Annotated in this window: 18 protein-coding genes; 10 read left to right on the plus strand and 8 right to left on the minus strand. The window is 69.9% G+C overall.

What is annotated here, in order from left to right:
• Positions 1-86: 86 nt before the first annotated feature.
• Positions 87-1,154 (minus strand): tyrosine-type recombinase/integrase, encoded by a 1,068-nt coding sequence (locus PSED_RS33740; protein WP_013678701.1) that lies wholly within the window; start codon positions 1,152-1,154, stop codon positions 87-89.
• Positions 1,155-1,367: 213 nt separating this feature from the next.
• On the opposite strand from PSED_RS33740, the gene PSED_RS33745 reads away from it, so the two are divergent.
• Positions 1,368-2,126, plus strand: coding sequence for a hypothetical protein (locus PSED_RS33745; RefSeq protein WP_013678702.1), 759 nt, complete (start codon positions 1,368-1,370; stop codon positions 2,124-2,126).
• A 567-nt stretch (positions 2,127-2,693) separates the two neighbouring features.
• On the opposite strand, the gene PSED_RS33750 is transcribed toward PSED_RS33745, so the two are convergent.
• Both PSED_RS33750 and PSED_RS33755 read right to left on the minus strand, forming a co-directional pair.
• A complete protein-coding gene (locus tag PSED_RS33750) occupies positions 2,694-4,109 on the minus strand; it encodes an amidase (protein WP_013678703.1) in 1,416 nt (471 codons plus the stop codon).
• Positions 4,106-4,357, minus strand: coding sequence for a hypothetical protein (locus PSED_RS33755; protein WP_407692857.1), 252 nt, complete (start codon positions 4,355-4,357; stop codon positions 4,106-4,108). Before PSED_RS33755 ends, PSED_RS33750 begins: the two co-directional genes overlap by 4 nt.
• A 250-nt stretch (positions 4,358-4,607) precedes the next feature.
• On the opposite strand from PSED_RS33755, the gene PSED_RS33760 reads away from it, so the two are divergent.
• The gene (locus tag PSED_RS33760; RefSeq protein ID WP_013678705.1) at positions 4,608-5,651 is read left to right on the plus strand and encodes an LLM class flavin-dependent oxidoreductase; all 1,044 of its coding nucleotides are present in this window, start codon (positions 4,608-4,610) and stop codon (positions 5,649-5,651) included.
• A 39-nt stretch (positions 5,652-5,690) separates the two neighbouring features.
• On the opposite strand, the gene PSED_RS33765 is transcribed toward PSED_RS33760, so the two are convergent.
• Complete coding sequence (locus PSED_RS33765) at positions 5,691-6,455, minus strand: FadR/GntR family transcriptional regulator (protein WP_013678706.1); 765 nt, start codon at positions 6,453-6,455, stop codon at positions 5,691-5,693.
• A gap of 140 nt (positions 6,456-6,595) precedes the next feature.
• Between PSED_RS33765 and PSED_RS33770 the strand changes: the two genes are divergently transcribed.
• The 8 genes from PSED_RS33770 (at position 6,596) to PSED_RS33805 (ending at position 14,585) form a co-directional block, all read left to right on the plus strand.
• The gene (locus tag PSED_RS33770) at positions 6,596-7,135 is read left to right on the plus strand and encodes a MaoC family dehydratase (protein WP_013678707.1); all 540 of its coding nucleotides are present in this window, start codon (positions 6,596-6,598) and stop codon (positions 7,133-7,135) included.
• A complete protein-coding gene (locus PSED_RS33775) occupies positions 7,132-8,352 on the plus strand; it encodes a CaiB/BaiF CoA transferase family protein (RefSeq protein ID WP_013678197.1) in 1,221 nt (406 codons plus the stop codon). Before PSED_RS33770 ends, PSED_RS33775 begins: the two co-directional genes overlap by 4 nt.
• Before the next feature lies 1 nt (position 8,353).
• The gene (locus tag PSED_RS33780; RefSeq protein WP_013678708.1) at positions 8,354-9,517 is read left to right on the plus strand and encodes an acyl-CoA dehydrogenase family protein; all 1,164 of its coding nucleotides are present in this window, start codon (positions 8,354-8,356) and stop codon (positions 9,515-9,517) included.
• 47 nt (positions 9,518-9,564) lie between these two features.
• Positions 9,565-10,170: an NAD(P)H:quinone oxidoreductase gene (gene wrbA / locus PSED_RS33785; RefSeq protein ID WP_041763398.1), complete on the plus strand. Its 606-nt coding sequence runs from the start codon at positions 9,565-9,567 to the stop codon at positions 10,168-10,170.
• On the plus strand, positions 10,167-11,774 hold the full coding sequence (locus tag PSED_RS33790) for an amidase (RefSeq protein WP_013678710.1): 1,608 nt from the start codon (positions 10,167-10,169) through the stop codon (positions 11,772-11,774). The genes wrbA and PSED_RS33790 overlap by 4 nt, the downstream gene beginning before the upstream one ends.
• Positions 11,752-12,570, plus strand: a complete 819-nt coding sequence (locus PSED_RS33795) for an alpha/beta fold hydrolase (protein WP_013678711.1) — start codon at positions 11,752-11,754, stop codon at positions 12,568-12,570. The genes PSED_RS33790 and PSED_RS33795 overlap by 23 nt, the downstream gene beginning before the upstream one ends.
• An 85-nt stretch (positions 12,571-12,655) precedes the next feature.
• Positions 12,656-14,050: an MmgE/PrpD family protein gene (locus PSED_RS33800; protein WP_013678193.1), complete on the plus strand. Its 1,395-nt coding sequence runs from the start codon at positions 12,656-12,658 to the stop codon at positions 14,048-14,050.
• Positions 14,051-14,078: 28 nt separating this feature from the next.
• Positions 14,079-14,585, plus strand: coding sequence for a flavin reductase family protein (locus tag PSED_RS33805; protein ID WP_407692858.1), 507 nt, complete (start codon positions 14,079-14,081; stop codon positions 14,583-14,585).
• A gap of 519 nt (positions 14,586-15,104) precedes the next feature.
• Here the strand turns inward: PSED_RS33805 and PSED_RS33810 are convergent.
• The 4 genes from PSED_RS33810 to PSED_RS33825 form a co-directional block, all read right to left on the minus strand.
• The gene (locus PSED_RS33810) at positions 15,105-15,518 is read right to left on the minus strand and encodes a hypothetical protein (RefSeq protein WP_013678713.1); all 414 of its coding nucleotides are present in this window, start codon (positions 15,516-15,518) and stop codon (positions 15,105-15,107) included.
• 238 nt (positions 15,519-15,756) lie between these two features.
• Complete coding sequence (locus tag PSED_RS33815; protein WP_013678714.1) at positions 15,757-17,637, minus strand: type IV secretory system conjugative DNA transfer family protein; 1,881 nt, start codon at positions 17,635-17,637, stop codon at positions 15,757-15,759.
• Positions 17,634-18,791: a C40 family peptidase gene (locus PSED_RS33820; RefSeq protein ID WP_013678715.1), complete on the minus strand. Its 1,158-nt coding sequence runs from the start codon at positions 18,789-18,791 to the stop codon at positions 17,634-17,636. Before PSED_RS33820 ends, PSED_RS33815 begins: the two co-directional genes overlap by 4 nt.
• A gap of 75 nt (positions 18,792-18,866) precedes the next feature.
• Positions 18,867-19,445 carry a trypsin-like serine peptidase gene (locus tag PSED_RS33825; RefSeq protein ID WP_049803812.1) on the minus strand — a complete coding sequence of 193 codons (579 nt, stop codon included), beginning with the start codon at positions 19,443-19,445 and terminating at the stop codon, positions 18,867-18,869.
• Positions 19,446-19,593 lie beyond the last annotated feature (148 nt).

The following is a 19,593-nucleotide window of genomic DNA, read 5'->3' on the forward strand; positions in this document are numbered from 1 at the left end:
GGCAGTGGCAGGCGGGTCGCGGCGGGTCGCGGAGGACCGCCCCAGTCCCCGCTCGTTACCGGCCGCCGGCGTTGCGGGCTCGGTGGCTAGAGGCCGAGGGTGCGGCTGGGGTTGTCGGTCCAGACGGTGCCCTCGTCGATGTAGCCGCGCATGGCCGCGGGGGAGCGCCAGCGGCCGTGGCGCATCAAGGCGATCTCGGCGGTGCCGGCCCGGTAGGCGGTGGTGGCAAACCCGCGGCGCAGGGAGTGCCCGGCCCAGTGCCCGGGCAGCCCGGCGGCCCGGGCCCGGTCGCTGATGATCGCGGCGATGGCCCGGTCGCTGAGCCCGCGGGTGGCCAGATGCCCCCAGCGGTCGATGCCCACGAACGCGCTCCCCGCGCGCGGGGTGGGGGGTGCGGGGGCGGGGTGCCCGCCGCGGTCCGGGACGGGCTGGCTGGGGTGGCTGGGGTGGCTGGGGTGGCGGTGGTGCAGCCAGGCCTGCCAGGCCCGGACCGGGCAGGTGTCGGGGTGGGTGCCGTAGGCCAGGCCGCGGGTGTGCCCGGTGCCGGTGGGGTCGGTCTTGGAGGCGGCGATGAACACCCGCAGCCCGTCGGTGTCGAGGACCAGGTCGGCCAGGGTGAGCGCGGCGAGCTCGCTGCGGCGCAGCGCGCCGGCGAACCCGATCAGGATCAGCGCCCGGTCCCGGGCGTCGCGGGGCTGGTCGGGGTCGAGCGGGGCGAGCAGGGTGCGCAGCTGGTCCGGGCCGGGGGCGGCGACCCGGTGCGGGCGGGCGCGGTGGGTGCGCCGGATGCCGGCGAGCACGGTGCGCACGGCGGGGTCGCGGGTGGGGGAGGGGTGCCCGGCCAGGTCGTGGGCCACGGCCAGGGCCGAGCACCAGCGGGCCAGCGTGCTGGGGCGGTGGCTGGCCGCGTGCGCGGCCAGATACGCGGCGACGGTCGCGGGGGTGGCGGGCAGCGCCGGGACGGGTGGCGACTGGGCGGTGCACCAGCGCTGAAACCGGCGGAAATCGGTGCGGTAGGCCTGCCAGGTCCGCGGGGCCCGGGCCGCGGCCGCGTATCCGGCCGCCCCGTCCCCCAGAGCCACCGGCTCGAGCGGCGTCGCGCCGGCGGGCAGCGGCACGAGGGCGGGGGAGGGCCGGGGAGACGCGTCGCTCATCGAGCCCCCTGGCCCCCTCGGTCGTCGCCGAACCTGTCATAACCGCGCGCGGCCGCCGTCGCGCCGGTGCCGCGTCGGCGGCGGGAAACCGGGCGATCCTCACTTCCGCTAACTGAACATTATCGGAAGCCATCGAGCCCGTTCCTAACATCCCGCGGGGGTTCGTCGCGGCGCTGCCAACTGCCCGGTTTTGCGTCTGTGAAAATCTGACGCGTGGCCACGCCCCCGAAAATTTCGGCCGTCGAGCGGGACGCGGCGATCGCCCGGATCGACCGCCGGCACGCCCGCATCGACGATCCCCGCCGGTCCGAGCTGGGCACCGACCCGCGCGACGTGCTCGAGTTCGTGCTGAACCGGGGCCCGGTCGGGGTGCCGCGCTGGGTCGCCGCCGCCGACCACGCCGACGCCCTGGTGCTGTGGACCTGGTGCTGGTGGGAGGACCGGCGCACCGAACGCCGGCTGCTCCGGCAGGGCCTTTCGGCGGGGCTGTCCCTGGCTGACCTCGGCGCGCCGCTCGGGATCACCACCCGGCAAGGGGTGCGCGACCGGCTCGACCGGCTGAGCGGGTTGCTCGAGTACGACCGCCCCGACGAACAACTCACCCGCACCGCGCGGCGCGAGCACCGGGCCCGCGATGCGCGGCAGGCCTGGATCGACGACCACCGCGACGAGGTCCGCGCCGTACTGCTCGCCCTGCTCCTCCAGGCCCGCCGGGTCCTCGGTGACGGCGGGAACGCCGAACACACCGCTCACCCGGACCAGTGCGCGTCCCACCCGGCGCAGGAATGGCTCGACGAGGTCGACGCCGACTACTCCGATGACGCGCTCACACCCGCCACCCTGGCTGCCGCCGGGCTCGTGGTCGCCGAGCTCCGCTCAAGCGACCCCGTTCTCAGCCTGGACCGCCACCACCGAATTCACGGCACGTTGCGCGCCCTCGACACGCTGCGGGCTCGTCTCGCCGCGATATGAGGTACCCCCCGGCCGGCCGGCGTCGCGCCGCCGGGGCTCGTCGCGCGGTCGTCTCCGACCAGCGACGGCGCACGCGGAGGCCGCGGAACCCTTCTACCGACGTCCCGCGGACCGGCCCGGAACGGCGTGGGCACCGTTCGCGGCCCCTTCGTGCAGGTTCGAACAACCCGGCGGTCGAGCCCGCTGCGGGGTGCAGCGCTGCCGAGCGCTGCCGAGCATCGGGCTGCAGCGCCGGTCCGGTACCGGAGCCGACGGGTGGGAGTCGGGCGGCGACGACCAGCCGGAGGCCGCGCAACGCGCCCTGACGCTGTCGTGGACACGGTCGACTCCGCGGATAGCCCGACGTCGCCGCGAGAGGGGCAGGGGCCCGGGCAGGCCAGTGCCTCGGCCCCCGGGGCGCCGGAGGCCGTTCCGGCCCCGCGGGCAGCTGCAGCAGCAGGACCACCGCGGCATCAGATCCGGGACGGCTGCTCCTCACAGCCGCGCCGGGCGTTCGTGCAGCACACGCTGGGTACGACGTGCACGAGGACCCAACGACGGTGTGGCGACACTCGCTGCCCCCGGACGCTAGGACGCGGTTTCCCGTTCGAGCAACGGGGGCAAGGCGCAGTGGCTGTCGGTCAGTTCCTGGAAGCCCAGCGCGAGGGTCAGGGCAACGTCTTCCCGGAACGGCGGCGCGACGAGTTGAACGGACGTCGGGCAACCTCCTTCGTCGAGCCCCGTTGGCAAGACCAGGCCCGGCACGCCTGAGAGGTTGCACAACATCGTGGAGCGCGATTGCGCCTCGTAGAGCGGAAACTTTCGACCGTTGATGTTGACGGTAAGTTCGTCCAGGTTGGGGGCGGTGGAGGGAGCGGCGGGCAGCGCGATGACGTCGACGTCTCGGAACACGTCGCTGAGCTCCAGCTGTAGTTCATGGCGAAACTGCAGAGCACGCAGGTAGTCGGCGGCCGAGGTCAACAGGCCGGCGTGCATCCGCTGCACCAGAACGGGGTCGTAGTCCTTGAGGCGGCTGGCGTGCTCGGCATGTGTCACCGCGGCCTCGGTGAACAGCACCTGATAGCCCACCGTCTGTGCAAGCTCCGCCGACGGCAGACGGACGTGCTTGGTCTGGGCGCCTGCTTGTCGGAGCACGTCGACGAACGCGTCGTATCCGGCCCTCACTGCGTCGTCACAGACTTCGAAGAAGAAGGTGTCCGGAATGCCGACCGTCACGTTCTTCGGGGGCCAAACGGCGTCGCGTCCCTGCGTCGGGTAGGGCTGTGACCGCGGGTCGCGGCGGTCCTGACCTCTGATGATCTGGAACAGGCGAGCCGTGTCCGCTGCGCTGCGCGACATGGGTCCCACGGTCTCTGTGGTCGGGGACAGTGGGACGGCCCCGGTACGAGGGACAGCGCCGTGCGTGGGCTTGAGTCCGGTGAGTCCGCACCACGCCGACGGGATTCGGATCGAGCCGCCCGCGTCGGAACCGATCGAGATCGGGTAGTAGCGGGCCGCCAGGGCGGCGGCGGATCCGCTCGAGGACCCTCCGCTCCATCGAGCGGTGTCCCAGGGGTTACGGACCGGCCCGTTCAACGGGTTCCACGGCCCGCCGATCGCGAACTCGGTCGTGCCCTCCTTGGCGACCAGGACGGCTCCGGCGGCTTCTACTCGTCGGACGACCGTGGCGGTCTGTGTGGCGATGCGGTCTGCGTGGAGCCGCGAGCCGGCTGTGGTTCGTTCACCGGACACGTCGAAGACGTCCTTGACGCCGAAGGGGATGCCCTCCAGCGGGCGGGGCGTGCCGGCTGCCCACCGGCGCGCCGCCTCTTCGGCAGCTCTGTCGGCGCGTTCCGCTATCACGGTGACGATCGCGTTGAGCGTCTCGTCGTAGGCGGCAATTCTTGCCCTGCTTGCCGCGAGGACTTCGACCGGGTTGGTGTCGCCATGGGCGTATGCGTCGAGAAGGGCGTCGATGCCCAGGGTCGCGACGTCGGCAGTCACTGCTCACCGTCGCTGTTCGAGTCGGGGACGGAGCTGTCGAGGGCACCCGGGCGCAGCCAGGCGTCCCCGAGCGCGTGGTCGGTTCGACCGGACATCAACCTCACCGGGCGCGCGCGGAGTACTTGATACGTCGCCTCGTTGGACGCAACGGCAGCTGCCAGCTCCTCGGTCTCCTTCGGATCGAGGTTCCGCCCGAGGCGTGCCGCGCGAGCGGCCACAACAGGAACTGCGAGATCGCTGTCGTCCATCAACACCGTGCGTCCTCCGAACAGGTTGGTGCGTGCTCGCCGGTGCTCTGACGAGCACCAGCGGGCTCCTTGTCGGAGGAGAGCGTCGCCCACCGGTCGTCTTGACGTCAATATGTCAGACCTTTAAAGTCCGTCCCCACCAAGGCATGGTCGCCTCGGGTTCGCGGACGAGTCGGTTGAGGCGGGGCGGTCGGTGAGCGACCAGCCTCCCTGACCACGCGCCGCGGGTCCCACTCGACGGGAGGGCTAGATGAAGCTCGGACTCTTCATGCCGACGATGAACAACGGGTGGGTGTTCTCCACTAACTCGCCACAGTTCATCCCGGACTGGTTCCTGATGGAGCAGACGGCCCTGAAGGCGGAGCATTACGGCTTCGACTTCCTACTCGCGCCGGTCAAGCTGCGTGGATTCGATGGCCCGACCGAGCCGTGGAACCACACACTCGACTCTTTCGCGGTAATGGCGGGCCTCGCCGTCCGGACGACTCGTCTCAAGCTCTACGCGTCGGTGGCGACCCTGACGACGCCGCCGCCGTTGTGCGCGAAGCAGGCCGCGACGATCCAGGACATGGCAGGCGGGCGATTCGGCCTGAACATCGTCACGGGTTGGGAGAAGCCCGAGTACACCCAGATGGGCATCTGGCCGGGCGACGAGCACTTCTCCAACCGCTACGACCACGCGACCGAGTACGTGAAGATCATGAAGGAGCTGTGGGAGACCGGCCGCTCCAACTTCAAGGGCCAGTTCTTCCAGATGGACGACTGCATGCTCGGCCCCAAGCCGAAGCATCCGATCGAACTTGTGTGCGCGGGGGGCTCCGATCGAGGGATCGAGTTCTGCGCCGAGCTGGGCGACTATCAGTTCCTGATCGGCAAACCGGAGGTCGCCGACCTGACCGCGCAGTCTGGACGTCTCCAGAAAGCGACCGCAGCGAGCGGTCGTCGGGTCGGCGCCTACCCGCTGTATACCATCGTCTTGCGGGACTCCGTTGCCGAAGCGGAAGAAGCGGTCGAGAGCTGGCGTCAGAACCAGGACTTCGAGGCCGTTGCCAACATGATGGGGATGGCCTCTACCGACACGTCGACTGACGAGGCGTCGACGAAGCACATCATGCTCGGATCCGACGGCTTCATGTTCACCATCGGGCGGATCGTGGGCGATGCGAAGACCGTCGCGGACAGGCTCAGGGAGCTGAGTGCCGTCCACGGTGTGTCCGGGATGATGCTGACGTTCCAGGACTATCTGACCGACATCGACCGCTTCGGCAAGGAAGTCATCCCGCTACTGAAATGACAGCCGTACTAGTCTGCTCGGTCCGGCAGTCCGCCCGCTCTACCAGGACCCGGCGCGTTGGTAGAGCGGGCGGAGGTCATTGAGATGGTTCCGCATTTCCTGCTCGGCCGCGGCCGGGTCGCCCGCGGCGATGTGCTGGGCGATAACTCGGTGGGACTCGTTGGCCTGATCCCACTCTGCGCTACTGACGACCTCGGCTCGGTGCAGTCGAGTCCGCAAAACGTCAGCGACCGGCTGCCCCATCATCGTGAACAGTAGATTTCCGGTCGCCATGAGGATCGTGGAGTGAAAGTCGAAATGTCCGGAGAAGCTCCTGGGGTCCGATGGCTGCCGTGGAGAATCCGCGGCAGCGAGCACGGCGCTGATCGTGTCGGTATCGGCGCGCTCGGCCGCAAGGCGTGCAGCCATCGGCTCAAGGAGAAGCCTGGCTTCCAGGAGATCGTCGAGATGCAGGCGCGGGGTATCCACCAGGATCCCGAGGCTGGCCCCCAGCGCGGCCACGCTCCGCTCCGGGTCGGGTGTGGACACGAAGGACCCGCCCGTCGCTCCACGCCGGGTCTCGACCAGATTCTGACTAGCCAACACCCGCAGCGCTTCGCGGATGGTGCTGCGGCTGACCCCGAAGGCCTTGCAGAGCTCGGGCTCACTCGGAAGTCGGTCACCACTACCGAGCTGGCCGCTGACGATTTGCGTGCGTAGCTCATCGGCGATCTGTTGATATGCGGGGCGGATCCGCTGCACACGCAGGTGCACCTTGCGGCCCGTCGCGGCGGGCGCAGCGTCGCCGGTGACATGTCCTGCCATTTGACCAGCCACAACTCCAGACGTCGACGGCGCGCGGCCATCGTACGTCGCAGGTTGATCCGGGGCCGGCGTGGGACCACTTTCGCCGCGTGCGGCGGCGACTTCATTATGTCAGACATATGACCGTTCAGGGAGTTGTGATGCCAGGGCTGCGTGAAGGCTGGACCGGCCGGTTCTACGAGGACTTCGAGGTCGGCGACGTCTACCAGCACCCGTTGGGCCGCACGATCACCGAGACCGACAACACATGGTTCACCCTGCTGACGATGAACACCAACCAGGCGCACTTCAACGCGCAGGTAGGGGAGTCGTCAGAGTTCGGACGGATGCTCGTTGCGTCACCGTTGACGATCGCGATCGCGATAGGGCAGTCCGTGGTCGACACCACACAGAACGCGTTCGCGAACCTGGGCCTGGACGATCTCAAGCTCACGGCGCCGGTGTTCGCCGGCGACACGCTGTGGTCGGAATCGATCGTGCTCGGCAAGCGGGAGTCCGCGAGTCGACCGCAAGCCGGGATCGTCACCATCAGGACCCGGACGTTGAACCAGGATGCGACGGAGGTGCTCAGCTTCCGTCGCACGTTCTACGTGCACCGACGTGGCGCACAGAATGCCGCGCCGTCGTTTCCGCAGGCGGCGAAGCCCATGACCCTCGACGATGAGCCGGTGCGGGTGTGAGGCCGTTGGAGGATGTCCGGATCATCTCCCTGGAGCAGTACGGTGCCGGGCCGTTCGGGTCGATGCACCTGGCCGAGCTGGGTGCGGACATCGTCAAGATCGAGGACCCGAGCGTGGGCGGTGACGTGGGTCGGCACGTCCCGCCGTATGCCGAGGACGGTGACTCGTTGTTCTTCGAGTCGTTCAACCGGGACAAGTCGTCGATCACGCTCGACATCCGTACCCCGGGTGGGCGCGAGGTGTTCGAGGACCTCGTCCGGGGCGCCGACGCCGTCTACTCGAACCTGCGCGGCGACGTGCCGGCGAAGCTGGGCATCCGCTACGCCGATCTCGCGCACGTCAACCCGCGGATCGTGTGCTGCTCGCTGACCGGGTTCGGGATGACCGGGCCGCGGGCGGCCGAGCCGGGCTACGACTACGTGCTGCAGGCGCTTGGTGGGTGGATGTCGTTGACCGGTGAGCCGGGCGGGGCGCCGCAGAAGACCGGTATCTCGCTCGTCGATTACTCCGGCGGCTACGTCGCGGCGATTTCCCTGCTGGCGGGTATCCACGCGGCGCGGCGTGACGGTGTCGGCACCGACTGCGATGTCAGCCTCTACGACACCGCGGTGAGCCTGCTGACCTATCCGGGCACGTGGCACATGACGGCCGGCTTCGAGCCGGCGCGCACGCGGCACTCGGCGCACCCGTCGCTGATCCCGTTCCAGGCCTTCGAGGCCTCCGATGGCTGGCTCGTCGTGGGGTGTGCGAAGGAGAAGTTCTGGCAGCGGCTGACCGTGGTGATCGGGCGCCCGGAGCTGGCCGCGGACCCGCGGTTCGCGACGTTCGCCGACCGGGCCCGGCACCGTGAGGTGATCGTCCCGCTGCTGGAGGAGATCTTCGCCGGGCGCACCGTCGACGAGTGGCTGGTACCTCTTTATGCGGCGTCGATCCCGTGTGCGCCGATCAACGATGTCGCGGGCGCGCTCGCCGACCCGCACACCCTGTCGCGTGAGCTCGTGGCGGAGACGTCGCATCCCCGGTTCGGGACGGTGAGATCGCTGCGGTCCGCGGTGCGCGTCGGGCCGCCGGGCGAGGACCGGGCGCCGACCCGCGCGGCGCCGGCGATGGGCGAGCACACCGAGTCGGTGCTGCGCGGGCTCGGCTACGACGACGACCGGATCGCGGCGCTACGCGCATCCGGTGCACTCGGCGCGACCGCTATGGGGAAGGACTGAGATGGACTTCGGGCTGAACGACGAGCAGCGGCTGTTCCGGCAGACGTTGCGCGAGTTCGTCGACCGGGAGATCGTGCCGGTCGCCCGTGACTGGGAACGGGAGGGCCGTTACCCGACCGAGATCGTCGCGGGGATGCGCGAGCTGGGCCTGTTCGGTCTGGTGATCCCGGAGGAGTACGGCGGGCTGGGCGCGGACAATGTGAGTTTCGCGTTGACGTTCGAGGAGATCTCGCGTGGCTGGATGGGCATCGCGGGGATCCTGGGCAGCCACTCGGTGTCGAGCTGGATGCTGGCCCATCACGGGACCGAGGAGCAGAAGCAGAAGTACCTGCCCGAGCTGGCGACGGGTGCGCGCCGGACCGGGATCGCGCTGACCGAGCCGGGTGCGGGGACCGATCTGCAGGGCATCACGACCGTCGCGAAGCGTGACGGGGACGACTACGTCGTCAACGGCACCAAGATGTGGATCACGAACGCGCGTCACGCCGATCCGTTGCCGGTGCTGGTCAAGACCGACCCGGCCGCGACGCCCGCGCACAGGGGGATGTCGATCCTGCTGGTCGAGGCGGACTCGGCGGGGTTCGAGGTCACCGCCGACATCGGCAAGCTCGGCTACAAGGGCACCGAGTCGTGCGAGGTCGTGCTCGCCGACGTGCGGGTCCCGGCGTCGCAGCTGCTCGGTGGGGTCGAGGGCCGCGGGCTGCAGCAGGCGTTGTCGGCGTTGGAGACCGGCCGGATCAACATCGCCGCTCGCAGCGTCGGTGTGGCCCAGCGGGCCTATGACGAGGCGCTTTCCTACGCGCGGGAGCGGACGGCGTTCGGTGGGCCGATCGGTGAGTTCCAGGCGATCCAGCTGCGGCTGGCGGAGATGGCGGTGGCGCTGCAGTCGGCCCGGTTGATGACGTACTGGGCGGCGTCGCGGATGGACGAGGGGGTGCGGATGGACACCGAGTCGGGGATGGCGAAGATCGCGGCGTCGGAGGCGGCGTTGTCGTGCGCGATGGATGCCATGCGTATTCATGGCGGGTACGGCTACTCCACGGAGTTCGAGGTCGAGCGGCTCTACCGCGACGCTCCGCTGATGTCGATCGGCGAGGGCACCAACGACGTGCTGCGCACCGTCGTCGCGAAGTCGCTGCTCGCGGGCAAGGCCGTGATCTCGTGACCGGCGGTGATCAGGTGAGCAGCGGTAACCCGATCAGCGGTGACCACCTGGCGCCGCGTATCGCCGTGGTGTTCTACTCCGCGACCGGCAACGTCGCGGCGATGGCCGAGGCGCTCGCCGAGGGCGCGGCCAAGGAGGGCGCCCAAGTGCGGGTACGGCCCGTCGCCGAGCTCGCCCCGGCCGAGGCGATCGATCGCAACCTGCGCTGGCGCGCCTGGGTCGAGGACAACCCCTACGACGAGACCGCCACCCTCGCCGACCTCGAATGGGCCGACGGCATCGCACTCGGGAGCCCCACACGTTTCGGCGGGCCGGCCGGCCAGCTCAAGGAGTTCCTCGACACCACCGGGGGACTCTGGATGCAGGGCAAGCTCGTCGACAAGCTCGGGACGGCCTTCACCAGCGCCTCGACACGACACGGCGGCCTGGAGTCAACGATCCTCGCGATCAACAACATCTTCTACCACTGGGGCTCGATCGTCGTCCCGCTCGGCTACACCGACCCACATCTGATGGAGTCCGGCAACCCCTACGGGGGCTCGTTCGTGTCCCGGAAATCGGCCGCGCCCGACGACGAGGCCCTGCAGGCCTGCAGGCTCCAAGGTGTTCGGCTGACGCAAGTCACCCGACGACTCGTTGGGACTCCGACGTGACGAGCGACCTCGTCCCCGACACCGCATCCGAAATCCTCGCCGGCTACCATAAGGGCGAGTTCTCTCCACGAGAGATAGTTTCCCGCACGCTTGAACGCATCGCCGCGGTCAATCCGGTCATCAATGCCCATTGGCACACCACGTCGGATGCCGCCATTGACGCTGCAACCCAGTCCACGGAGCGTTGGCGCGCCGGGGCGCCTCGCCCTCTCGAGGGCATCCCCGTTGGGGTCAAGGACGTCATCGATGTCGCTGGCCATCCGTGCACGGGCGGCTCCAGCATCTATCTGGGTCGACGCGCGCAGACCGACGCCACAGTCGTCGCCCGACTCCGCGCCGCGGGCGCGATCGTCGTGACAAAGGACGCGACGACCGAGTTCGGCATCGGTGGTCCGCTCAACCCCAGCTTCGGGCCCACGCGTAACCCCTGGAACCTTCAGCACTGGACCGGCGGATCCTCGTGCGGAGCGGCCGCCGGCCTCGCGGCCGGCACCATTCCCCTCGCCGTCGGGACCGACGCCGGCGGCTCGGTCCGAATGCCGGCAGCCTGGAGCGGCGTCGTCGGTCTGAAGCCGACGATGGGGCGAGTCAGTCGCCGCGGCGTGATGCCGTGCTCGTGGCATGCCGAGGTCGTCGGTCCAATGGCCCGCACGGTTTCGGATGCGTCCCGGCTGCTGAACATCATTGCCGGATTCGACCCGCATGATCCGCGCACGGTCCCCGCCGACTATGAGCCGACGCACTCAGCGGTGGACGTTCGCTCTCTCCGTATTGGTATCGCGCCGGAGTGGTGGGAGTCGCTTGTCGACTCCGCGACGGCGCGGGCGGTTGCGGACGCCACCGACATCTTTCGTGACGCCGGCGCCCAGATCATTCCGCTCACCGGACTGCCGCCGGCCCGGGAATTACACGACTTGTCCTACGAAATCGTCTTCGCGGAAGCATCGTGGGTGCACGAGAGCCACGCGAACCATCACGACAGCATGGATCCCGTGACGGTCCGCCGTCTGGGCACCGGTCGCGGAGTGGCCGCAGCCGCCTACTTCGAGCTCCTCCAGCGACGCGCCGACGCGCAGCGTCGCACCTACGCCGCGTTGGACCCGGTCGACGTCCTGCTCACGCCCACCACCGTGACCACTGCCCCCCGGCTGGACCAGCTGGAACTCACCATAGACAACGAGACCGTACCCCTCCATCACGGGTACGCGCTGCTGACCGCACACGCAAACCTCACAGGGTTCCCCGCTCTCGCGGTCCCCGCCGGTCTCACCACCGCCGGAATGCCACTGTCGATCCAGTTCACAGCCCGCCCCTGGAACGAGAATGCCTGTTGTCGAGCCGGGCACGCATTCGAGCGCCTCTCCCGCCAGACACCCCTCGCGCCCGACCTTACGCTCCTAAAGGGAGGGCCGACCATGACTCGTGTCCGCGCCGACGGAGCGATGACGGACTCGGCGTATCTCTCGGGCCGCCTCGACCCAGGAGGCGTTGACCCATTTCTTGGACCGCTGGCAAACGGGCTGAGCCAAAGCCACGTGCCCGCCCAAGAGCCGATCCCATCACTGCACCGTAGGAGGCGTCGTGCCACACGTCCCGATCGATGACTTCATGATGTATTACGAAGTCATAGGCAAGGGGACGCCCGTTGTGTGCCTTACCGGCTGGGGGACGGGCGCCGGGCACGGGTTCGCGAGTTACCCCCGCGAGCTGCTGGACGAGTTCCAGCTGATCGTCTACGACCATCGAGGCATCGGGCGATCTATTGGCGGGCTGGGCAGGGAACCCAGTACTCATCTCTACGCCGACGATGTGCGCGCTCTCCTGACCGCGCTGGGCATTCCACAGGCGCACCTGTACGGACGGGGTGGACTCGGCGGATGCATCGCTCAACAGGTCGCCCTCCGTCATCCAGACATCGTGATCAGCGCGATCCTCGGACAATCGTGGGCTTACGCAGATCCATTGCTGGCGGCCCAGTTCGACGCGCTCTACCAGCTCCGACTCAACTCGTTTGAGTCCTTCCAGAGTGCCTGCGCGACCATGTGCTACCTACCGGACTACTTCGCGACACATCACGACGACCTCCTCGGCCCCCAGGGATCCTGGGCAGACATCCGTTATGCGACTGATGGGCATTTGGCACTGATCGACGCCAGTCGTACTCACAACACCATTCCGGATCTTCCACAAATATCGTGCCCTACCCTGATTATTCAGTCCGGCCCACACGACTGGATCACCGGTCCGCGCCTCGGTGCGGAAGTCGCTGGTCGTATACCCGCCCACGAGATGCTCTACCTCCCGGACGCGCCTCACGCAATAAGTACCCACCCCGAGTCTGCGACACGATTGACCTCTGCGGTGATGAACTTCTTGCGCAAATCCAATTCGAAGACTTGATTGTGCTCGGAGTTCGAAACATGACCATCGTTCTGTGGAGTCTGTCGCGGCAACACAAGGTTTCGTTAAACCCGGAGGTACTGCTGTGAGCATCGAGAGCCCGGCCCGCACGATGATGTCCGGCCGGATCGCGGAGTTCGGCGCCGCGCTGGAGTACGGCGACATCCCGGCCGAGGTGCTGGAGCGCGCGCGGCACCTCGTGCTCGACGCGGTCGGCCTTGCCTTCGCCTCGACGGCCTACGGTTTCCCGGCCGTCGCCCGCGACGCGCTGTCCGCCCTCTCCGCGGGCGACCATCCCGTCCTCGCCATGCCCGACCGGCTCGACCCGCGCGACGCGGCCGTGCTCAACGGCGTGCTCATCCACGGCATGGACTTCGACGACACCCACATCCCCGCCGTCACGCACGTGACGGCGGCGGCGCTGCCCGCGGCGCTGTCCGCGGCGACGACGGCCGGTGCCACCACGCGCGACCTGCTCACCGCGTACGTCCTCGGGGTGGAGGTCTCCGCGCGGGTCGGGCTGGGCGGCGCCGGCGGGTTCCACGACGTGGGCTTCCACCCGACGGCCGTCGCGGGCGCGTTCGGCGCGGCCGTGGCCGCCGGCAAGCTCGCGGGCCTCGACGCGGACCGTCTCGTCGCGGCGCAGGGCATCGTCGGGTCGATGTCGGCGGGGCTGCTGGAGTTCCTGGAGGACGGCTCCTGGACCAAACGACAGCACCCGGGCTGGGCGGCGATGTGCGGGATCACCGCGGCGAGCTTCGCGCGGTTCGGCTGGAGCGGCCCGCCCGCCGTCTACGAGGGACGGTTCGGGCTGTTCAACACCCACCTCGCCGGGCGGGAGACCGACCCCGGCGCGCTCGGCGCCGGCCTGGGCACGCAGTGGGAGCTCATGCGGACCGCGGTCAAGCCCTACCCGATCTGCCACTTCATCCATGCGTTCGCCGACGCCGTGCTCGACCTGCGCGCCGAGCACGGTCTGCGACCCGCCGACATCGCCGCCGTCCGCTGCGCGATCCACCCGGTGCCCGGCAAGGTCGTCTGCGAGCCCGCCGAGGCCAAGTGGGCGCCGCGCGACGAGTACGACGCCAAGTTCAGCCTCCCGTACGTCGTGTCCGCGGCGCTCTCGCGCGGCCGGTTCGGGCTCGCCGAGCTGGAGGACGAGGCGCTGCACGACACCGAGATCCTCGACCTCGCCCGCCGGGTCAGCGTGTCGCCCGACGACGAGAGCGCCTTCCCACGCGCCTACTCCGGGTACGTCGAGATCGAGCTGACCGACGGGCGGGTGCTGACACGGCGCGAGCAGGTGAACCGGGGCCACGACGAGCGGCCGCTCACCAACGCGGAGATCGCCGAGAAGTTCGCCGGGTCGATGGCGCTGGTCACCGACGAGGCCACCACCGAACGGGTGCGCACCGCGATCCTCGGACTGGGCGACGACACCCCCGCCCGGGACTTCGCGGAGGCCTGCCGTGGCGTCTAACCGCAGTCCCACAGCACTAGAGTCCCTGATCGACCCAAACAGTCCTGGTGCTTTCGAGTTGAATGACACCAGCCTCCGCGCAGCTTATGGGTGCCACCCCACCGGGGTAGTCGGAATCTGCGCACTTGCCGACAAGCGTCCACGTGGAATGGTCGTCAGTTCCTTCGTCCCGGTGTCGCTGCGCCCACCTCTTGTGTCGTTCTGTGTCCAACACTCGTCAACCACGTGGCCTCATCTGCGAACTAGCCCACGACTCGGACTCAGCGTGCTCGGCGCACGACAGGAAAAGATCGCCACACGCCTCGCCGGCCCAACTGAGCGGCGGTTCGACGGGCTTACGACCAGTGATTCCTATGGAGGCGCCCTAGCAATCGACGGGTCAGTGTCTTTTCTGAACTGCTCGCTCGAGCAAGAAGTGCCGGCGGGTGACCACCTGATCGTACTTCTCCGGATTCACTCACTCCGCGCTCGACCTAGTAGTCCGCCGATCATCTTTCACGGAAGTCGTTACCGCACCGTCCGCGAACTCTGCTAACGCGGGTAGTGGCAACGCTACTAGAGGGGTGTTCCAGACGCTGGTCCGCCTTGGGGCTGTTTCAAGATCGGTGTTTCCTGCCCGACGCGCCGGGCGGAGGTCCGACGGGATGGGCTCTGTAAATGACGACATCGGACCCTGTGAGTCCACGCAGGGGTAAGGCCAAGCCGGCGCTGAGCTGGGTCGCACCCGATGGGCGATGCGCTAGGAGCCCCTGTGATCAACGCCTTCGCCGTCACATTCGGTGAATGCTGGGCCGGGAGCCGAGACCTACTGACAGCAATGCCGAAAACGCCAATCGCGAGAACCTGCCGGCCTGAAGAGTCTTCGTATTCCACGCGAACGGACGTCGAGGCGAGGCATTCGCTGCCGGCCCGGACCGCGTCCTTCAACGATAGCGTCAAGAGCGGGGCTGTGCCCCGGGTCAACGTGGGTGTCGTGTGTCGTGGTAGCCGCCAAGGAGTGATTACCCGAGGAATAGCGGCTGCGCCGGTGCGCGCCCCCCGTGGCTGAGTTGCATCACGCGCGAATCGGATAGTCCCACGCGAAGAGATTGCTCAGGATCAGCTGCCCCTTCGTGTTCGCGGTGTCGAGCGTGACCTCGCCGCGGTACTTCGCAGCCGGCCTCATCTCGTAGGGCAGTGCCTTCCCCGAGTGGCAGTCGTAACCGATCTGAGTTGGGCCCTCCGTTACTCCGTCTTCACCGACCGTGGACCACGAACTCGACTGCGGGACTCCCAGTCCCGAGCCCCAGGTGTCCGAGGTCTCCACACGGACGGCTAGGAGTAGCCGGTGCCCGCGGGTCGGCGCGGGAAGGTACTGGTCGCACTTCGGATCGAGAGTGATCGAGTCGAGAACGATCCGCGCGGCCCACGGGCCGGGGTTGTCTGTGGCCTTCGTCTCCGCGACCTTGCCAAGCTGCTTGAGCAGCATGCCCCCGGGCAGCTCAACTCGCGGGCCATAAGTCTCGATGTCCGCCGGGGTTTGTGTCTTCGCGTCAGCGTTGGTGTCTGTCGACGCAACAGCCGTTGTTGCGGGTACGCCGAAGCCCACTGGCGGTGACTTCGTCGCGCTATTGGAGCAGGCAGCCAGGAGGCTGACAGCGGTCAGGGCGGCAATAGCGAGCAGGGAGCGGCGCACACGTAACGCTTCGGCGCCGAACCGACCGGCGTTACCGCTGGACCGCCTGACTGCTTGGGGTGAAGCCGCGGCCATCGACTGCCAGGCGGCCAGTCCGGACGCCGTCGACGTCGGCCCGTAGCTGGTCCCAGTCCGCGCGTTGGGTGACGTCGACGCTGCGGGCGAGGAACGGGCGCAGTGCCCGGTGCAGGACGAGGACCCGGCCCCGTTGGAGGGTGCGCAGGTCGCCGGGGCGCAGGGTGGGGACGGTTTCGATGCCGTATGAGCTGCGGCTGCCGCCGCTCCACCAGCCCTCGCTGTGGTGCTGTGCCCGTACCTGGTCGTGGTGCCCGGCGAGGGTGGACAGCCATTCCAGCGCGTGGGAGTCCTTGAGCCCACCCCAGACGCTGAGGGTGGTGGTGTTGTCGAGCAGCTGCCGGGCCCGGGCGGGGGTGAAGGTGTCTTCGAGCTGAGCCAGTGACTGCGCGGCCCAGTGGATGATCACGCCGCGGCCGGCGGAGTCGGAGACGATGTCGGGGAGCTGGGGGAGCGGGGTGGCGTTGGGCAGCTCGTCGAGCACCGCGGTGGCCGGCGGGTCGAGGCGGCGGGTCGGGTAGTCGAGGGCCATCTCCTGGGCGGTGGTGAGCCAGTGCTCGGCGAACGCGGTGAGCAGCGGGGTGGCTTGGGCGGCCTGGTGTTCACCGGCGATGAGGAACACCGAGCCCTGGCGGCCGATGAACGAGCGGGGGTTGAACCCGTCCCCGGGCGGGGGGGAGCACAGGTCGCGCAGGGTGGGGTCGAGAAAGGGCTCGATGACCCGCCGCACCGACATCCAGACGGCGTCGGCGGTGCGGGCGACCATCCCGATCTCCGCGGCCAGGTTCGCCGCGATCTGCGGGTAGTGGCGTTCGAGCATGGAGACGGGCTCGAGGTCGGCGGGTTTGGTGGTGGCCCACCGGATCAGCGAGTCGATCCCGCGGTGGTAGAGCGCGGCGGCGAGCAGGTAGGCGGCGAGCACGAACGTGGCGCGTTCCCGGAAGACCCGGTCGTTCCCGGCTCCGGCGCCGCCGCCGGCTTCGACGGCGACCGCGGAGGCTTCGACCATGGTGTGCGCGCGCCGGTAGGCGGTGGGCAGGTCGTGGCAGCCTTGGATCGGGGACCAGCGCAGCCGCGCCGGCCAGCTGGTGGCGCCGGTGGCGTCGAACACCAGCACGGGCCCGGCCAGGGGGCGGCGGGTCCGGGCGAGCGCGGCGAACTCGAGCAGGTCGGGTTTGGTCGTCGAGCACAGCAGCGCCCCGGGGGCGGCAAGGGCTTTGTGCACGAGGTCGCGGCGGGACTTCCCGGACTGGGTCGGGGCCAGAGTGCCGGTGGGGTTCTCCAACGGGGTGCACAGCCGGCGGCCGCGGCGATCACGGTGCAGCGGCGCCGCCACCTCCTCGAGCGGGGCGTGGCGCCGTTCGGCGGAGGAGAGGCTGGGGCGGGTCCACGCGGCGGTGCGCCGCGCAGCAGACAGGGACAGCTCGCGGGCAATCTCGGCGCGGGTGGCGTGCCCGGCCGGGCCGGGCCCCCACCGCCGCCACGCCCACACCCCCGCGAGTCCGGCGGCGGTGAAGAACACCAGCTCGAGCACCGCCGCGGTGACCCAGTACAGGCCCGGGTGACCGGCGAGGCTCGCCGACCACGGCGCTCCGGCGGCCGCCCCGGGGTCGGCAGGGTGGGTCAGGATCGCGAACCCCAGCCGCACGACCTGCCCGGGCATGGCCCAGAACAGCCCGCCCCCGGCCAAAGAGGCGGCGACGGTGAGTGCGGCGACCAGGAGGCCGCCGGCGGCGAAGGCGGCCATGGCCAGCCCGAACCCGAGTGCGGCGAGCGCGAGGTCCTGGTCGGAGACCGCGGAGCGGCCCAGGAAGCTGGAACTGCTGCTGCGGGTCATCGGGGGGCTCCTGCGGCCAGCGCCGACGGTGGCGGGGCGGGTTCGCCGGGCGGGCCGGCGATGTGGCGGATGGTCACGATCTGCGGGGTCCATTTCGACAGCGGGGAGACGATGACGCCGGTGGAGCTGTCGTAGGCGTCGACGACGACGCCGTGCCCGACATACATGCCGACGTGGCGCGGGTTGGACGGCGAGCCGAGCGAGCCGGGGGTGAGCAGCAGATCCCCGGGGGCGAGCTGGGACAGCGATCCCACGGGCGTGCCGGCGTTTTTCTGGCTGACGGTCCCGGCGGGGATCGGGACGCCGGCGGAGGCCCAGGCGGCGAGCATCAGCCCGGAGCAGTCGAACGCGTCGGGGCCCTTGGCCCCCCACACGTACGGGGCGCCGATCTTGGAGATGACGTAGGAGACCGCGGCACGCTGCTGCGGGTCGGCGGGCAGGGTGAACCCGGGCGGCATGTGGTGGCGGTCCAGATCCTCGGGAGAGAGCGGGATGCTCGACCCGCCCTGGTCGGCGCAGCCGAGCGTGGCGAACGCCGCGGCCTGCGCGGCCGCGTCGCCGCCGGGCGCGGGCGCGGTGTCGGTGGGCGGGGGCGGATTGTCCGGGCCCTTCCAGAACCGCTCGACCAGCGCGGCCGCGGGGGGTTCGGCGGGGGCGTAGCGCTCGGGGAACGCCGAACGCTGCACGGCCTGCTCGGCCACCCCGGCCGGCAGGGTGGGCCAGCCGGGGACCTGCAGCAGCCGGTCGTAGAAGGTGGCGGTGGACAGGGCCGGGTTCAGGATGGTGGCCGGGCTGCCCCAGCCCTGGGAGGGGCGCTGCTGGAACAGCCCGAGGGAGTCGGCGTCGCCGTAGGTGACGTTGTTGAGCTGGGACTCCACGATCGCGGTCGCCACGGCGATCGCCGCCGCCCGCCGCGGCAGGGCGCGGGCGACGGCGATCTCGACGATGGTCTGGGCGTTGCCGGTCTGCTCGGCCGACCAGGACCGCGGCCCGATCTGCTGGCTGCCTCCGCCGGTGCCGCCGTCGCCGCCGCAGCCCCCGGCCAGCGCGCCGCCGAGGGTGGCGATCGCGGCGAACCCGCCCAGCACGGCGGTGCAGAGCAGAAACCACACCGCGCCCGCGGCGACGACCACCGTCGTGCGTGAGGACCCCACCGCCGGCCTACCTGCCCACCGGCCGACGGCCCCGGACCCGGACCCGGCCCTTGCCCTGGTGGGCGGTGCCGGAGTTCACGCGGCGCCCGCCTGTGCCTGGTCGGCGGCCTGGTAGAGCGCGTAGCCGACGTCGCCGAGGGGGCGGGCGGCGAGCAGCCCGGTGTCGTCGTTGTGGAAGCTGGTGACCGCGACGACGGTCCCGGCGCCGGTGCCCGGGTTGAAGCCGGCGAGCCACGGCCCGCCCGAGGAACCCGGGGTCATCGCGCACGGCATCGCCAGCGCGTTCGCGCTGCTGCGGTCGACGACGACGGCGCTGGTGAAGCAGCGCCGCAGGCTGCGCCCGTCGAACGGCGCCTCGACCGGATACCCGAGCGCGGTGATCGCGGTACCGGCCGTGGGCGCGGTGAACGCGATGCCCTCCGAACCGACGACGTCCTGGACGCTGCGCCCGTTCAGGGGACGGATTCGCAGGAACGCGACGTCGTAGGCGATGTCGCCGGTGTCGCGCCACCGGGAGTCGACCCAGGCCCGCTCGATCTGCCAGCGCCCGAACGGCGTCGCGTCCCCGGTACGGCCGGGGATGAACTCATCCAGCGCCACCCAGCCGCGGCCCGGGAACGCACCGGCCATCGGCCCGGACGCGGGCCAGTACACACAGTGCGCCGCGGTGACCGCGACACTGCCGGTCCTCGAGGAGACGACCGTGGCGGTGCACGAGCTCTGCGACGACAGCATCTGCCCGACCGAGATCGCCTGCTCCGCCTGATAGAACGCGCCACTGGCGCCGGTGCTGGCCGCGCGG

It is taken from the genome of Pseudonocardia benzenivorans CB1190 (genome assembly GCF_000196675.2).
Taxonomy (GTDB): domain Bacteria; phylum Actinomycetota; class Actinomycetes; order Mycobacteriales; family Pseudonocardiaceae; genus Pseudonocardia; species Pseudonocardia benzenivorans.

Bases quoted from the DNA above. Each gene is read 5' to 3' on its own strand.
- PSED_RS33740 (WP_013678701.1), bottom strand. From the start codon at position 1,154: ATGAGCGACGCGTCTCCCCGGCCCTCCCCCGCCCTCGTGCCGCTGCCC.
- PSED_RS33755 (WP_407692857.1), bottom strand. From the start codon at position 4,357: ATGGACGACAGCGATCTCGCAGTTCCTGTTGTGGCCGCTCGCGCGGCA.
- PSED_RS33760 (WP_013678705.1), top strand. From the start codon at position 4,608: ATGAAGCTCGGACTCTTCATGCCGACGATGAACAACGGGTGGGTGTTC.
- PSED_RS33765 (WP_013678706.1), bottom strand. From the start codon at position 6,455: ATGGCAGGACATGTCACCGGCGACGCTGCGCCCGCCGCGACGGGCCGC.
- PSED_RS33770 (WP_013678707.1), top strand. From the start codon at position 6,596: ATGCCAGGGCTGCGTGAAGGCTGGACCGGCCGGTTCTACGAGGACTTC.
- PSED_RS33780 (WP_013678708.1), top strand. From the start codon at position 8,354: ATGGACTTCGGGCTGAACGACGAGCAGCGGCTGTTCCGGCAGACGTTG.
- PSED_RS33810 (WP_013678713.1), bottom strand. From the start codon at position 15,518: ATGCTGCTCAAGCAGCTTGGCAAGGTCGCGGAGACGAAGGCCACAGAC.
- PSED_RS33815 (WP_013678714.1), bottom strand. From the start codon at position 17,637: ATGACCCGCAGCAGCAGTTCCAGCTTCCTGGGCCGCTCCGCGGTCTCC.